The following is a 14,229-nucleotide window of genomic DNA, read 5'->3' on the forward strand; positions in this document are numbered from 1 at the left end:
GGTGGTTCCGTCAACCCTTCATCATGTTCACGTCTTCGACCGCGATCGAGCCGCGGTTGCGGAAGAAGACGACGAGAATGGCAAGTCCGATGGCGGCTTCCGCCGCCGCGACCGTCAGCACGAACAGCGCGAACACCTGGCCGACCAGATCGCCGAGTGCTGCCGAAAAGGCGACGAAGTTGATGTTGACCGCCAGCAGGATCAGCTCGACCGACATCAGGATGACGATGACGTTCTTGCGGTTGAGGAAGATGCCGAACACGCCGAGCGTGAACAGGATCGCCGATACGGTCAGATAATGCGCGATGCCGACAACCATCTCAGAGCCCCTCGCCTGTCTTGACCTTGCGAATTTCCATGCCGGTCGCCGATGTGCGGCCGACCTGGGCCGCGATCGACTGCCGCTTGACACCTGGTTTATGGCGCAGCGTCAGCACGATGGCGCCGATCATGGCGACCAGCAGCACGAGGCCCGAAATCTGGAAGTAGTAGAGGTAGTCCGTATAGAGGATGTCGCCGAGTGCGGCCGTATTTGTCCGCGTGGCGAGATCCGGGATGGGTTTCGAAACCGTCGAGGCGAGTTGCGGCGCAAATGTGTAGCCGCCGAGCACGACGATCAGCTCCGCCGCCAGGATCAGCCCGACCAGCGCGCCGATCGGTGCATATTGCAGGGCGCCTTCCTTCATCTCGGCGAAATCGACGTCGAGCATCATGACGACGAACAGGAAAAGCACCATCACCGCGCCGACATAGACGACGAGCAGGATCATCGCCAGGAACTCGGCCCCGGTCAGCATGAACAGGCCGGCGGCGTTGAAGAAGGTCAGGATCAGGAACAGCACCGAATGCACGGGGTTGCGCGACGAAATGACCATGAACGCCGACGCCACCGCGACAAAGGCGAAGAGGTAGAAAAAGGCCGCCTCTAGTCCACTCAACATGGGGTTCCCCCGGGTTCCTGTCCGAAACAGGACGTTCGTCCTGTTCGATTTTTGCGACCGCCTCCGGTCGGCAAGTTGCGTGTTTCCTTAGACGAGGCCCCTCGCCCCGTCCATGCGTCAAATATCAGCGGTACGGCGAGTCCAGCGAGATGTTGCGCGCCAGTTCGCGCTCCCACCGGTCGCCATTCGCCAACAGCTTGTCCTTGTCGTAGTAGAGTTCCTCGCGCGTCTCCGTCGCGAATTCGAAATTCGGCCCCTCGACGATGGCGTCGACCGGGCAGGCCTCCTGGCAGAAGCCGCAATAGATGCACTTCACCATGTCGATGTCGTAACGCACAGTACGGCGCGTGCCGTCATTGCGGCGCGGGCCGGCCTCGATGGTGATGGCCTGCGCCGGGCAGATCGCCTCGCACAATTTGCAGGCGATGCAGCGTTCCTCGCCATTGGGATAGCGGCGCAAAGCGTGCTCGCCCCGGAAGCGCGGGCTGGTCGGCCCCTTCTCGTGCGGATAGTTGATCGTCTCCTTCGGCGCGAAGAACTGGCGCATCGACAGGAAGAAGGCGCTGACGAAATCCTGCAGCAGCAGCGATTTTGCGGCTTGGGAAAGAGCGGACATCACGCAAACCCCGTGATCTTGAGGAAGGCGGCGGTGGCGACCACCATGAACAGCGAGATCGGCAGGAACACCTTCCAGCCGAGCCGCATCAGCTGGTCGTAACGGTAGCGCGGCACGAAGGCCTTCACCATGGAGATGCCGAAGAAGACGAAGCAGACTTTCAGCACGAACCAGATGACGCCCGGCACCCAGGTGAACGGCGCGAAGTCGAAGGGCGGCAGCCAGCCGCCGAGGAACAGGATGGTGGCCAGCGCGCACATCAGCACGATGGCGACATACTCGCCGAGGAAGAACAGCAGGAACGGCGTCGACGAGTATTCGACCATGTGGCCGGCGACCAGTTCCGATTCGGCTTCCACCAGATCGAAGGGCGGCCGGTTCGTCTCGGCCAGGGCCGAGATGAAGAAGATGATGAACATCGGAAACAGTGCCAGCCAGTTCCAGTCGAGGAACGTATTGGGCAAGCCAAGCCGCGTACCAATTCCGTCATGCTGCGACAGCACGATGTCGGACAGGTTGAGCGAACCGGCGGTGAGCAGAACGGTGACGATGACGAAGCCGATCGAGACTTCGTAGGACACCATCTGAGCCGCCGAACGCAGCGCGCCGAGGAACGGATATTTCGAGTTGGACGCCCAGCCGCCCATGATCACGCCATAGACCTCGAGCGAGGAGATGGCGAAGACATAGAGGATGCCGACATTGACGTTGGCGATCGCCCAGCCCTGATCGACCGGAATGACCGCCCAGGCCGAGATCGCCAGCACCGCCGACACCAGCGGCGCCAGCAGGAAGACGCCCTTGTTGGCGCCCGACGGAATGATCGGTTCCTTGAAGACGAATTTCAGCAGATCGGCGAAAGCCTGCAACGTGCCCCAGGGGCCAACGACGTTCGGACCACGGCGCAGCTGCACCGCCGCCCAGATCTTGCGGTCGGCGTAGAGGATGTAAGCGACGAAGATCAGCAGAACGACGATCAGCACGACTGACTTCAAGAGGATCAGCAGCGCCGGCAGCACGTAGAAGGAGAAGAAAGTGTCCATGCTTATTCCGCCGCCTGCTTGAAGCCGCTCTTGGCCAGTGCCGAGCATTCCGCCATCACGGCCGATGCCCGCGCGATCGGGTTGGTCAGGTAGAAATCCGTGACGGGCGAGGTGAACGTTCCCTTGTTCAGCCGTCCGCCGAGCTTCGCCACCTTGGCGATGTCCTCGGCATTGCCGGCAGCGACCTGATCGATGCGGGCCAGATGCGGGTATTCGCCGTAAAGCTTGGCGCGCAGCTGCGGCAGCGAATCGAACGGCAGTTTCTTGCCCAGCACATCCGACAGGGCCCGCAGGATCGCCCAGTCCTCGCGCGCATCGCCCGGCGCGAAGCCGGCGCGGTTGGTCTGCTGCACACGGCCTTCCGTGTTGACATAGGTGGCCGATTTTTCGGTGTAGGCAGCCGCCGGCAGGATGACGTTGGCGCGGTGCGCGCCCTGGTCGCCATGCGTGCCGATATAGACGACGAAGGCGCCGCCGGTCTTGGCCATGTCGATCTCGTCGGCGCCGAGCAGGAACAGCAGCTCCATTTCGCCCAGCATGCCGGCAACGCTCTTGCCACCCTCGCCCGGCACGAAGCCGAGATCGAGACCGCCGACACGTCCGGCCGCATTGTGCAGCACGGCAAAGCCGTTCCAGTCCGCGCGAGCAGCGTTGACAGCGGCGGCGAGCTTGGCCGCCTGGCCGAGCACGGCTGCGCCATCGGCGCGCGCCAGCGCGCCCTGGCCGACGATGATCAGCGGATGCGTCGCCTTCTTCAGCACTTGGAAGAACGTGCCATTGCCGTCGGCCAGATCCTTCAGCGAATCCGGTCCGGCGCCCAGCTGTTCATAGTCATAGCGCGTGTCACCGACATCGCCGATCACGCCGACCGGCAGATTGCCGATCCGCCAGCGCTTGCGGATGCGGGCGTTGAGCACCGAGGCTTCATAGCGCGGGTTGGCGCCGATGATCAGCACCGCGTCGGCCTGCTCGATGCCTTCGATGGTCGGATTGAAGATGTAGCTCGCCCGGCCGAGCGCCGGATCGAGTGCGGCGCCATCCTGGCGGCAGTCGGTATTCTTCGAGCCGAGCGAGGCCATCAGCAGCTTGAGCGCATAGATTTCTTCAACGGCGGCCAGGTCACCGGCAATGGCGCCGATCTTTTCGGGTGCCGCCTTCGAAACCGCGTCCTTGATCGCGGCAAAGGCTTCGGCCCAGCTGGCGGGAACCAGCTTGCCGTCCTTGCGCACATAGGGGCGGTCGAGGCGCTGCGTGCGCAGGCCGTCCCAGATGAAGCGGGTCTTGTCGGAAATCCACTCCTCGTTCACCGCTTCGTTGACGCGCGGCAGGATGCGCATCACTTCGCGCCCTCGGCTGTCGACGCGGATCGCCGAGCCGACCGCATCCATCACGTCGATGGATTCGGTCTTGGTCAGCTCCCACGGCCGCGCCTGGAAGGCGAAGGGTTTTGAGGTCAGCGCGCCGACCGGGCAAAGGTCGATGACATTGCCCTGCAGCTCCGAGGTCATCGCCTGTTCGAGATAGGTGGTGATCTCGGCATCCTCGCCACGGCCGATCAGGCCAAGCTCGGAAATGCCGGCGACTTCCGTGGTGAAGCGGACGCAGCGCGTGCAATGGATGCAGCGGTTCATCACCGTCTTGACCAGCGGTCCGATATATTTGTCTTCGACCGCGCGCTTGTTCTCATGATAGCGCGAGGAATCGACACCGAAGGCCATCGCCTGGTCCTGCAGGTCGCATTCGCCGCCCTGGTCGCAGATAGGGCAATCCAGCGGATGGTTGATCAGCAGGAACTCCATCACGCCTTCCCTGGCCTTCTTGACCATCGGCGTGTTGGTGAAGATTTCCGGCGCCTCGCCATTCGGCCCCGGACGCAGGTCGCGCACGTTCATGGCGCAGGAAGCCTGCGGCTTGGGCGGCCCCCCCTTCACCTCGATCAGGCACATGCGGCAATTGCCGGCGATCGACAGCCGCTCATGGAAGCAGAAGCGCGGCACTTCCGCGCCAGCGTCTTCCGCCGCCTGCAGCAGCGTGTAGTGGTCGGGTACAGTGATCTCTTTCCCGTCGACCTTGAGCTTTGCCATTCGCCTCAAACCCCTGCGGAGTTCCCGCAATCTCTTGTTCCGGGCACGGTCGAAACCGGACCCGGCATTTCATTCACTTCTTGACGGCGAGCGCCGCCGCTTGGGCTGTCCAATCGTCGCGACTTATGCGGCCGGTGAGCGACAGATAATCCTCGACCCAGGCAACCTCTTGCGGCGTCCATGCCGCGATCTGGCCATACGTCCAGATGCCCAAGCCGTTGAGAACTTTTTCAAGCTTGGGCCCGATGCCCGATATAGCCTTGAGATCCGCCGGCTCGGCGGGCTTTTCCATAGCCTCTGGCTGCCTGAAATCCTCGGGCATCAGCACATGGCCGGAGTCGCCCGTTGCCGGAACGGCATTTGCGGCCGGCACGGCAGTAGCGGCTTCCTTGGCGGCAATATCGGTGACTTCCTGGGCGAAGGACTGCGCCTCGGCAATCATGGTTTTCGCCGTCGCCCGCGCCTTGGTGGAGGAAGAATTCGGGTCGTCGAACTGCGCGACGCGCGCCTCGAAATCATCGACGATCGGCTGCAACAGCCGTTGCGAAGCTTCGGCCGCTCCCGAAAGCGCGCCCAGCCAGACGCCGAAAGCGTGGTTGGCGAGCCCAAGGCCAAGCGCCGACATCGCCGCCGCACCCGCCACAGGATGCACGAGAAGGTTGACGGCGCTGGCCATCTCCTTCGGCATCATCCTGGTCAAGTCCTGGTTCATCTTCTCGATCTGGTCCAAATTGGGCATCAGCGGGTTGGGTGTCGAATACGGCGCCATAGAGTTCTCCTGGTCGTTTTTTCGTTCGCCCGCCCCGGTTGTCTCAAATCGGGCCCTTGCCCGTATTTCAAATCGGGCACTTGCCCGTATTTCGCTTCGGGTTTTCGCCCGCATTCAGAAATTCTTCTATTCCGCCGCCACCATCACCGGCTCGGCTCGGTGCGCATTGCGCGAAAACTCGTCGATGCGCCGCTCCACCTCGCCGCGGAAATGCCGCATCAGGCCCTGGATCGGCCAAGCCGCCGCGTCGCCCAGCGCGCAGATCGTGTGGCCTTCGACCTGTTTGGTGACGTCGAGCAACATGTCGATCTCGCGCTTCTGCGCCTCGCCGCGCACCAGCCGCTCCATCACCCGCCACATCCAGCCGGTGCCTTCGCGGCACGGCGTGCACTGGCCGCAGCTCTCATGTTTGTAGAAATAGGAAAGCCGCGCGATCGCCTTCACGATATCGGTCGACTTGTCCATGACGATGACAGCCGCCGTGCCAAGGCCGGATTTGAGGTCGCGCAGCGCGTCGAAATCCATCGGTGCGTCGATGATCTGCTCGGCCGGCACAAGCGGCACCGAAGCGCCGCCCGGAATGACCGCCAATAGATTGTCCCAGCCGCCGCGAATGCCGCCGCAATGCGTCTCGATCAGCTCGCGGAACGGGATCGACATCGCCTCTTCGACCGTGCACGGATTGTTGACGTGGCCGGAGATGCAAAACAGCTTGGTGCCGACATTGTTGGGCCGGCCGAAGGACGAGAACCAGGCTGCACCGCGGCGCAGGATGGTCGGCGCAACCGCGATCGATTCGACGTTGTTGACGGTGGTCGGGCAGCCATAGAGGCCGACATTGGCCGGGAATGGCGGCTTCAGCCTGGGCTGGCCCTTCTTGCCTTCGAGGCTTTCGAGGAGTGCTGTCTCCTCGCCGCAGATATAGGCGCCGGCGCCGTGGTGCATGTAGATGTCGAAATCATAGCCCGACGTATTGTTCTTGCCGATCAGCTTGGCCTCATAGGCCTCGTCGATGGCGCGCTGCAGCGCCTCGCGCTCACGGACGAACTCGCCGCGCACATAGATGTAGGCGGCAATCGCGCCCATAGCGAAACCGGCAAGCAGCGCACCCTCGACCAAAGTGTGCGGGTCATTGCGCAGGATGTCGCGGTCCTTGCAGGTGCCGGGCTCGGATTCGTCGGCATTGATGACGAGATAGCTCGGCCGGCCGTCGCTCTGCTTGGGCATGAACGACCATTTGAGCCCCGTCGGGAAGCCGGCGCCACCACGGCCGCGCAGGCCCGACGCCTTCATCTCATTGACGATCCACTCACGCCCCTTGGCAACGATGCCGGGCGTGTTGTCCCAGGCACCACGCGCCATCGCGCCGGCCAGCGACTTGTCGAAGAGGCCGTAGATGTTGGTGAAGATGCGGTCTTTGTCCTGAAGCATTTTTCGTCCCTCAGACCGGCTTCTTGCCGAAGACGCGGATGTATTCGGCGACGCCACCCTTGGCGAGCGCCTTGGCCTGCTTGACCCAATCGTCGCGATCGATGCGGCCATGGAATGAGAGATAGCCGTCCACCCACTCGCGCTCGGCCTTCTTCCACGACGCAACCTGCGCGAAAGTGTAGATGCCGAGCGAATGCAGGACGCCCTCGATCTTCGGCCCGACGCCGGAGATCAGCTTGAGGTCGTCGACCAGCGCCGGTTTGTCGATGCCGGCCGGACGGTTCTTGTCTTCCAGCGACGGCTTGGCAGCTTTCGCGGCTGGCGCCTTGGTCTCCGGCGCCTTGAAAGCGGCTGCCGGCTCGGCCTTGGTCTTCGGACCATTGCGCTGCTTGGAAACCTGCTCGACCTCAGGCGCCGCCTTGTTGGCATTGGCGGCCGAATGCAACGGCGCCGAAACGCTCGCCGCCTTTTCCGCAGCCGGCGCAACCTTGGCCTTTGACGGTGTCTTCAGGGCCGGGCTGGTTTCGGGAGCATCGGTCTTCGGCTTGCTGGCATTGGACGGTGCGACAGGGGCAGCGGCCGGTGCCGGAACGGGCGCAGCGATGATCGCGTCGGGCGCCGCTTTGGCGGCCTTGGCCGCCTCCCTGGCTTCCCTGTCGCGGGTCGACTTGAGGATCGCCTTTTCGCTCTTCAGGCTCGTGAGGCCGGAGGCCGGCTCCGAGCCGGTGCGACCGTCCTGCGGTCCGGGCTTGACCTCAGCACCCTTGCCGGCTCCGTAGAGATCGATGATTTCGGCCAGCCGTTCCGGGGTGAGGTCTTCGAAAGTATCTTTAAAGATCATGACCATCGGCGCGTTGACGCAAGCGCCAAGGCATTCGACCTCTTCCCACGACAGCGTGCCCTTGTCGTTGGTGTGGAACTGGTCGTGATGGATCTTTGACCGGCACACATCCATCAGCGCTTCCGAGCCGCGCAGCATGCAGGGCGTGGTGCCGCAGACCTGGATATGCGCACGCGTGCCGACCGGGTTCAACTGGTACTGCGTATAGAAGGTCGCGACCTCTAGGCCGCGGATGCGGGGCATGCCGAGCATGTCGGAGATCGTCTCGATCGCCGCCTTCGTCACCCAGCCTTCCTGCTCCTGCGCGATCATCAGAAGCGGAATGATGGCCGACTGCTCACGGCCCTTCGGGTACTTCTTGATCCATTGCTTCGCAGCCGCGGCATTCGCCCGGTTGAAGGCGAAGGATGCTGGCTGGGCGCTTGCTTCTGCGAGACGGCGGACTGACATTTAGCGATCGACCTCACCAAACACGATGTCGAGGGAGCCGAGAACGGCGGTGACGTCGGCCAGCATGTGGCCGCGGCAGAGGAAATCCATCGCTTGCAGATGCGCGAAGCCGGGCGCGCGCAGCTTGCAGCGATAGGGCTTGTTGGAGCCGTCGGAGACCAGATAGACGCCGAACTCGCCTTTCGGCGCTTCGACCGCCGCATAGACCTCGCCGGCCGGCACGCGATAACCCTCGGTGTAGAGCTTGAAGTGATGGATCAGCGCTTCCATCGAGCGCTTCATCGCCTGGCGCTTCGGCGGCACCACCTTGCCGTCGAGGTTCGACACCGGGCCGGTGCTTTCCTTGCCGAGCAGAAGGTCGACGCACTGGCGCATGATCTTCGCCGACTGGCGCATCTCTTCCATGCGCACGAGGTAACGGTCGAAGCAATCGCCGTTCTTGCCGATCGGAATGTCGAAATCCATTTCCGAATAGCATTCATAGGGTTGCGACTTGCGCAGGTCCCAGGCAGCGCCCGAGCCACGCACCATGACGCCCGAAAAACCCCAGGCCCAGGCATCGGCCAGCGAAACGGTGCCGATGTCGACATTGCGTTGCTTGAAGATGCGGTTGCCGGTCAGCAACTGATCGAGGTCGTCGATCGACTTCAGGAACGGGTCGATCCACTTGCCGATATCCTCGACAAGCTTCTGCGGCAGGTCCTGATGGACACCACCGGGGCGGAAATAGGCGGCATGCATGCGCGAACCGGAGGCGCGCTCATAGAACACCATCAGCTTTTCGCGCTCGACGAAGCCCCACAGCGGCGGCGTCAGCGCGCCGACATCCATCGCCTGCGTCGTCACATTGAGGATGTGCGACATGATGCGGCCGATTTCGCAGTAAAGCACGCGGATCAGCTGGCCGCGCTTCGGCACTTCGATGCCCAGCAGGCGCTCGGCGGCGAGCGCGAAAGCGTGCTCCTGATTCATCGGCGCGCAATAGTCGAGCCGGTCGAGGTAAGGGATCGCCTGCAAATAGGTTTTGGCTTCGATCAGCTTTTCGGTGCCGCGATGCAAGAGCCCGATATGCGGATCGACGCGATCGACGACTTCGCCGTCCAGCTCCAGAACGAGGCGCAAAACGCCGTGCGCTGCAGGGTGTTGCGGGCCGAAATTGATGTTGAAGTTGCGGACGGAGGTTTCAGCCATTCTGGCGCCTCAATTCGTCTTGGCTTTTTCGTCGCCGGGCAGGACGTAGTCCGTCCCTTCCCATGGCGAGAGAAAATCGAAATTGCGGAATTCCTGCTTCAGCTCGACCGGCTCATAGATGACGCGCTTGGCTTCGTCGTCGTAACGCACCTCGACAAAGCCGGTCAGCGGGAAATCCTTGCGCAGAGGATGGCCTTCGAAACCGTAGTCGGTCAGCAGGCGGCGAAGATCGGGATGGCCCGAGAACAGCACGCCATAGAGATCGTAGGTCTCACGCTCGAACCAGTCGGCGCCTGGGAACACACCGGTGATCGACGGCACCATGGTTTCCTCGTCGGCCTGCACCTTGACGCGAATGCGCACGTTCTGCTTCGGCGACAGGAGGTGATAGACGACGTCGAAACGCTTGGCCCGCGACGGATAGTCGGCACCGCAGACGTCGATGATCGAGATGAATTGGCAGCGCGCATCGTCGCGCAGGAAGGTCATCACCTCGACCAGGTCGCGCGGCTCGACATGAACGGTAAGCTCGCCATAGGCGATATCAGCTTCGTTCACGCGGCCGATCAGCTTCTCGCCGAGATAGGTCGACAGTTCGCTCAGGGATGCGGTCATGGATTTACCGTTCGATCGTGCCGGTGCGGCGGATCTTCTTCTGCAGGAGAAGAATGCCGTAAAGCAGCGCTTCGGCGCTCGGCGGACAGCCGGGCACATAGATGTCGACCGGCACGATGCGGTCGCAGCCGCGCACCACCGAATAGGAATAGTGATAGTAGCCGCCGCCATTGGCGCAGGAACCCATCGAGATGACGTAGCGCGGCTCCGGCATCTGGTCGTAGACCTTGCGCAGCGCCGGCGCCATCTTGTTGGTCAGCGTGCCGGCGACGATCATGATGTCCGACTGGCGCGGAGACGCGCGCGGCGCGACACCGAAGCGCTCCGAGTCATAGCGCGGCATCGAAGTGTGGATCATCTCGACCGCGCAGCAGGCGAGGCCGAAAGTCATGAACATCAGCGAGCCGCTGCGCGCCCAGGTGATAAGCGCCTCGGTCGAGGTGACGAGAAAGCCCTTGTCGGCCAGCTCATTGTTGATCTCGAGGAAGAACGGATCGTCCTCCCCCACCGGCCTGCCGGTGTTGGGATCGATGATACCTTTGGGCTTCGGCGCGACGAGGGTGCCTGAACTGTCGTTCAATCCCATTCCAGCGCTCCTTTTTTCCATTCATAGGCAAAGCCGATGGTCAGCACCGCCAGAAACACCATCATCGACCAGAAGCCGAGCATGCCGATCTTCGAGAACGACACCGCCCACGGAAACAGGAAGGCCACTTCCAAGTCGAAGATGATGAACAGGATCGACACCAGGTAGAAGCGGATGTCGAATTTCATGCGGGCGTCGTCGAACGAGTTGAAACCGCACTCGTAGGCGGAAAGCTTTTCAGGATCGGGATTGCGGTAAGCCACCAGGAAGGGCGCGGCCAGCAGCGCCAGGCCGACAACCAGCGCCACGCCTATGAACAGGACGATGGGCAGGTATGAGCTTAGAAGTGCGTTCATGCTCGGCTTTCCGTTGGCGCCAATCCACGTTGATTACAGCACCGGACCCTAATGCGGAAGCGTGACAGTTTAACCGCTGAACCGTTTTAAGGGCCTATGCTGCAACGCGGCGAGGGTTAGCGCAGCACTTCCAGCGAAGCAAGTCAAACCTTGTTCAAAACACTGACCTGGACGGCATATCCGGGGAAACTGGTCCGATCCGCTCCTGTTTGATTTCCTTCGTTTTTTACTCCACTTTTCTCTCCTGACATGGTTGCCGCCAAAACCCTGCTAGCATGGGCTGGAATCACCCATCCGACCCTCGGCCAAAACACTTCAAAGTGATGCCTGCATGAAGGAAAAGATCTCGCTCCCCATGGCCCGGCGCATCGCGCTTGCCGCCCAGGGGTTCCTCGATCCCCGTCCGGCCGGTACCCCCGACCGCCGGCATCTTGCCCGCACGCTCTCCCGCACCGGCCTGTTGCAGATCGATTCCGTCAGCGCGGTGGTGCGCGCTCATTATATGCCGCTCTATTCACGCCTTGGCCCCTACCCGCTCTCGCTGCTCGACAACGCGGCCGTGACGCGCAAGCGCACGGTGTTCGAATACTGGGCGCACGAGGCCTCCTTCCTGCCGGTCGAGACATATCCGCTGATGCGCTGGCGCATGCAGCGCGCCGAGCGCGGCGATGAAATGTATCTGGGGCTTGCCAAATGGGGCCGCGAGCACGCCGCCTATATCGAAGAGATCTACCGCCAGGTCGCCGATCGCGGCCCGATTGCCGCTTCCGCGCTCGAAGGCCAGAAAGGCTCGGGCGGCTGGTGGGGCTGGAGCCATGCCAAGCATGCCTTCGAATGGCTGTTCTGGGCCGGCCGCATCACCACGGCGCACCGCCGCGGTTTCGAGCGGTTCTATGATCTGCCCGAACGCGTGCTGCCGCAGGCGATCCTCGACCTACCGGTGCCGGCGGCCAAGGATGCGCACCGCGAATTGCTGCGCATTTCCGCCCGCGCCCATGGCATAGCGACGTCAGGCGACCTGCGCGACTACTTCCGCCTGTCGCCGGCCGACATGAAGGGCCGGCTGGAGGAACTGGTCGAAACAGGCGAGCTGCTGCCGGTGCGTGTCGAAGGTTGGGACAAGCCAGCCTATCTTCAGAAAGACGCCCGTCTGCCCCGAAAGATCGAGGCCCGCGCCCTGCTGGCGCCGTTCGATCCCGTCGTCTTCGAGCGTTCGCGCACGGAGCGGCTGTTCGACTTCCACTACCGCATCGAGATCTACACGCCGGCCGACAAGCGGCAATACGGCTATTATGTCCTGCCGTTCCTGCTCGGCGACAGGATCGTGGCGCGTGTCGATCTCAAGGCCGATCGCCCAGCAAGCGTGCTGCGGGTCCATGCAGCCTATGCCGAGCCCGGCGCGCCGCCTGAAACCGCTGCTCAGCTCTTCGAGGAATTGAAGCAGATGCAGGTTTGGCTGGGCCTCGAGCGCATCGAAGTGACGCCCGCCGGCGATTTGGGCCCGGCGCTGGCCGACATCGCCGTGTCGTAAGCTCGCGTTGACACCGCCGCCCGCAAAAGCCTAAATCCGGTTCCAGATGGTCCCTTGCCCGCAACGGCAAGGGCTAAGAGGGAATGCGGTGCGGGGCAAAATCCCAAATCCGCGGCTGTCCCCGCAACTGTAAGCGAAGAGCCAAGGCCGAAAGCCACTGGGAATTCCCGGGAAGGCGGCTACCCAAGGCGATGACCCGCGAGCCAGGAGACCTGCCGTCTGCGACTGTAGAATCCGATCGCCCGGCGGGTTTCCGGGCAAGGAGCCCGATTTTTGGACCACGACAGCAGTTTTTCGGCTGGCACAGCGGATGTTTCGTCCAGCCATGATGATGCCTTGGCCGGCGTTACCGTCATCGTCTGCGCCTCCTGCCGCGATGAAACCGGCTCCGACGCTCATCCCCGCGCCGGCGAATCGCTGGCGGACGACACTCGCCGCGCCGCATCTGGCGACAACATCCGCATCCGCAGCGTCGAATGCCTTGGCAATTGCAAGCGGCGCCTGAGTGCCGCCATCCTGCGCGACGGTTGCTGGAGCTACGTCTTCGGCGACCTGACCGCGACCAGCGGCGCCGACCTGGTCACCGGAGCCAAACTCTTCGCCACCTCGAAGGACGGCCTGATTCCGTGGCGCGGCCGTCCCGATAGCCTGAAGCGTGGCCTCGTTGCCCGCATCCCTCCCCTCGACCTGCTGAAGGACTGACCATGACCGCTCCAGATTCGTCTGCGAACCTCTCCCGTGTTCCCTGCACCGTCGTCACCGGCTTCCTCGGCGCCGGCAAGACGACGCTGGTCCGCCATCTCCTGGAAAACGCCGGCGGCAAGCGTATTGCCATCATCGTCAACGAATTCGGCGACATCGGCATCGATGGCGAGATCCTGAAGGGCTGCGGCATCGACACCTGCCCGGAGGAAAACATCGTCGAACTGGCCAATGGCTGCATCTGCTGCACCGTGGCCGACGATTTCGTCCCGGCGCTCGACCAGATCCTCGCGCTGACGCCGAGGGTCGACCACATCCTGATCGAGACCTCGGGCCTGGCGCTGCCCAAGCCGCTGGTCCAGGCTTTCCAGTGGCCGAGCGTGAAAAGCCGGGTCACCGTCGATGGCGTCATCGCCGTGGTCGACGGGCCGGCATTGGCCGAAGGCCGCGTCGCCAACGACATGGACGCCCTGCAGGCGCAGCGCGCTGAGGACGAAACGCTCGATCACGACGATCCGGTCGAAGAGGTGTTCGAGGACCAGATCGCCTGCGCCGACCTGATCATCCTGTCGAAAAGCGACCTGATGGACGCCGCCGGCACCGCCCGCGCCAACGCCATCATCAACGAACACTCCGCCCGCGCGGTGAAGATCGTGCCGACGTCGCATGGCAAGGTCGATCCCTCCGTGCTGCTCGGGCTCGGTCTGGCCGTCGAGGACGACATCGAGAACCGCAAGTCCCATCATGACGGCGCCTTCGACCATGAGCATGACGACTTTGACACCTTCATCGTCGACATTGCCTCGATCGCCAATCCCGATGAGTTGGCAAAACGCGTCGCCACCATCGCCGAAGAAGAAAATGTGCTGCGCGTGAAAGGCTTCGTCGAGGTCGGCGGCAAGCCGATGCGGCTCTTGCTGCAGGCGGTCGGACCGCGCGTCAACCACTACTATGACCGCGCCTGGACCGCCACGGACGACCGCCGTTCGCGCCTCGTCGTCATCGGCCTGAAGGGGCTGAACCGCCCGGCGATCGAGCGTATACTCGCCGGCTGATTTCGGACACGGGTTGCG

General features: G+C 63.0%; 15 protein-coding genes and 1 riboswitch. Of the genes, 3 read left to right on the forward strand and 12 right to left on the reverse strand.

What is annotated here, in order from left to right; genetic code table 11:
• Window positions 1-10: 10 nt before the first annotated feature.
• From nuoK to C8D77_RS22385, 12 genes are all read right to left on the reverse strand, one after another.
• Window positions 11-319, reverse strand: a complete 309-nt coding sequence (gene nuoK, locus C8D77_RS22330; RefSeq protein ID WP_019858930.1) for an NADH-quinone oxidoreductase subunit NuoK — start codon at window positions 317-319, stop codon at window positions 11-13.
• Between the two features lies 1 nt (window position 320).
• A complete protein-coding gene (locus C8D77_RS22335) occupies window positions 321-941 on the reverse strand; it encodes an NADH-quinone oxidoreductase subunit J (RefSeq protein ID WP_109667971.1) in 621 nt (206 codons plus the stop codon).
• Window positions 942-1,065: 124 nt separating this feature from the next.
• A complete protein-coding gene (gene nuoI / locus C8D77_RS22340) occupies window positions 1,066-1,557 on the reverse strand; it encodes an NADH-quinone oxidoreductase subunit NuoI (protein WP_023812382.1) in 492 nt (163 codons plus the stop codon).
• A complete protein-coding gene (gene nuoH / locus C8D77_RS22345) occupies window positions 1,557-2,600 on the reverse strand; it encodes an NADH-quinone oxidoreductase subunit NuoH (RefSeq protein WP_109667973.1) in 1,044 nt (347 codons plus the stop codon). Before nuoH ends, nuoI begins: the two co-directional genes overlap by 1 nt.
• A 2-nt stretch (window positions 2,601-2,602) precedes the next feature.
• On the reverse strand, window positions 2,603-4,684 hold the full coding sequence (gene nuoG, locus C8D77_RS22350; protein WP_109667975.1) for an NADH-quinone oxidoreductase subunit NuoG: 2,082 nt from the start codon (window positions 4,682-4,684) through the stop codon (window positions 2,603-2,605).
• A gap of 73 nt (window positions 4,685-4,757) precedes the next feature.
• Entirely contained in the window at window positions 4,758-5,453 is a 696-nt protein-coding gene (locus tag C8D77_RS22355; protein WP_109667977.1) for an NADH-quinone oxidoreductase subunit E, read from the reverse strand.
• Between the two features lie 126 nt (window positions 5,454-5,579).
• Complete coding sequence (gene nuoF / locus C8D77_RS22360) at window positions 5,580-6,884, reverse strand: NADH-quinone oxidoreductase subunit NuoF (RefSeq protein ID WP_109667979.1); 1,305 nt, start codon at window positions 6,882-6,884, stop codon at window positions 5,580-5,582.
• A gap of 10 nt (window positions 6,885-6,894) precedes the next feature.
• Window positions 6,895-8,175, reverse strand: a complete 1,281-nt coding sequence (locus C8D77_RS22365) for an NADH-quinone oxidoreductase subunit E (RefSeq protein WP_109667982.1) — start codon at window positions 8,173-8,175, stop codon at window positions 6,895-6,897.
• Entirely contained in the window at window positions 8,176-9,366 is a 1,191-nt protein-coding gene (locus C8D77_RS22370) for an NADH-quinone oxidoreductase subunit D (protein ID WP_109667984.1), read from the reverse strand.
• Between the two features lie 9 nt (window positions 9,367-9,375).
• Window positions 9,376-9,981 carry an NADH-quinone oxidoreductase subunit C gene (locus C8D77_RS22375; RefSeq protein ID WP_109667985.1) on the reverse strand — a complete coding sequence of 202 codons (606 nt, stop codon included), beginning with the start codon at window positions 9,979-9,981 and terminating at the stop codon, window positions 9,376-9,378.
• A 4-nt stretch (window positions 9,982-9,985) separates the two neighbouring features.
• Complete coding sequence (locus C8D77_RS22380; protein WP_013531090.1) at window positions 9,986-10,567, reverse strand: NuoB/complex I 20 kDa subunit family protein; 582 nt, start codon at window positions 10,565-10,567, stop codon at window positions 9,986-9,988.
• The gene (locus tag C8D77_RS22385; RefSeq protein WP_010910112.1) at window positions 10,558-10,923 is read right to left on the reverse strand and encodes an NADH-quinone oxidoreductase subunit A; all 366 of its coding nucleotides are present in this window, start codon (window positions 10,921-10,923) and stop codon (window positions 10,558-10,560) included. The genes C8D77_RS22380 and C8D77_RS22385 overlap by 10 nt, the downstream gene beginning before the upstream one ends.
• 331 nt (window positions 10,924-11,254) lie before the next feature.
• Here C8D77_RS22385 and C8D77_RS22390 point away from each other — a divergent pair, with 331 nt between their 5' ends.
• The 3 genes from C8D77_RS22390 (at window position 11,255) to cobW (ending at window position 14,211) form a co-directional block, all read left to right on the forward strand.
• On the forward strand, window positions 11,255-12,454 hold the full coding sequence (locus C8D77_RS22390) for a winged helix-turn-helix domain-containing protein (protein ID WP_109667987.1): 1,200 nt from the start codon (window positions 11,255-11,257) through the stop codon (window positions 12,452-12,454).
• Between the two features lie 30 nt (window positions 12,455-12,484).
• Window positions 12,485-12,688: riboswitch (cobalamin riboswitch) on the forward strand.
• Window positions 12,689-12,727: 39 nt separating this feature from the next.
• Window positions 12,728-13,156 (forward strand): DUF1636 family protein, encoded by a 429-nt coding sequence (locus C8D77_RS22395; protein WP_109667989.1) that lies wholly within the window; start codon window positions 12,728-12,730, stop codon window positions 13,154-13,156.
• Window positions 13,157-13,158: 2 nt separating this feature from the next.
• The gene (cobW, locus tag C8D77_RS22400; RefSeq protein ID WP_109667991.1) at window positions 13,159-14,211 is read left to right on the forward strand and encodes a cobalamin biosynthesis protein CobW; all 1,053 of its coding nucleotides are present in this window, start codon (window positions 13,159-13,161) and stop codon (window positions 14,209-14,211) included.
• The last annotated feature ends 18 nt before the right edge of the window (window positions 14,212-14,229 follow it).

This window comes from Mesorhizobium loti (assembly GCF_003148495.1).
GTDB classification, from domain to species: domain Bacteria; phylum Pseudomonadota; class Alphaproteobacteria; order Rhizobiales; family Rhizobiaceae; genus Mesorhizobium; species Mesorhizobium loti.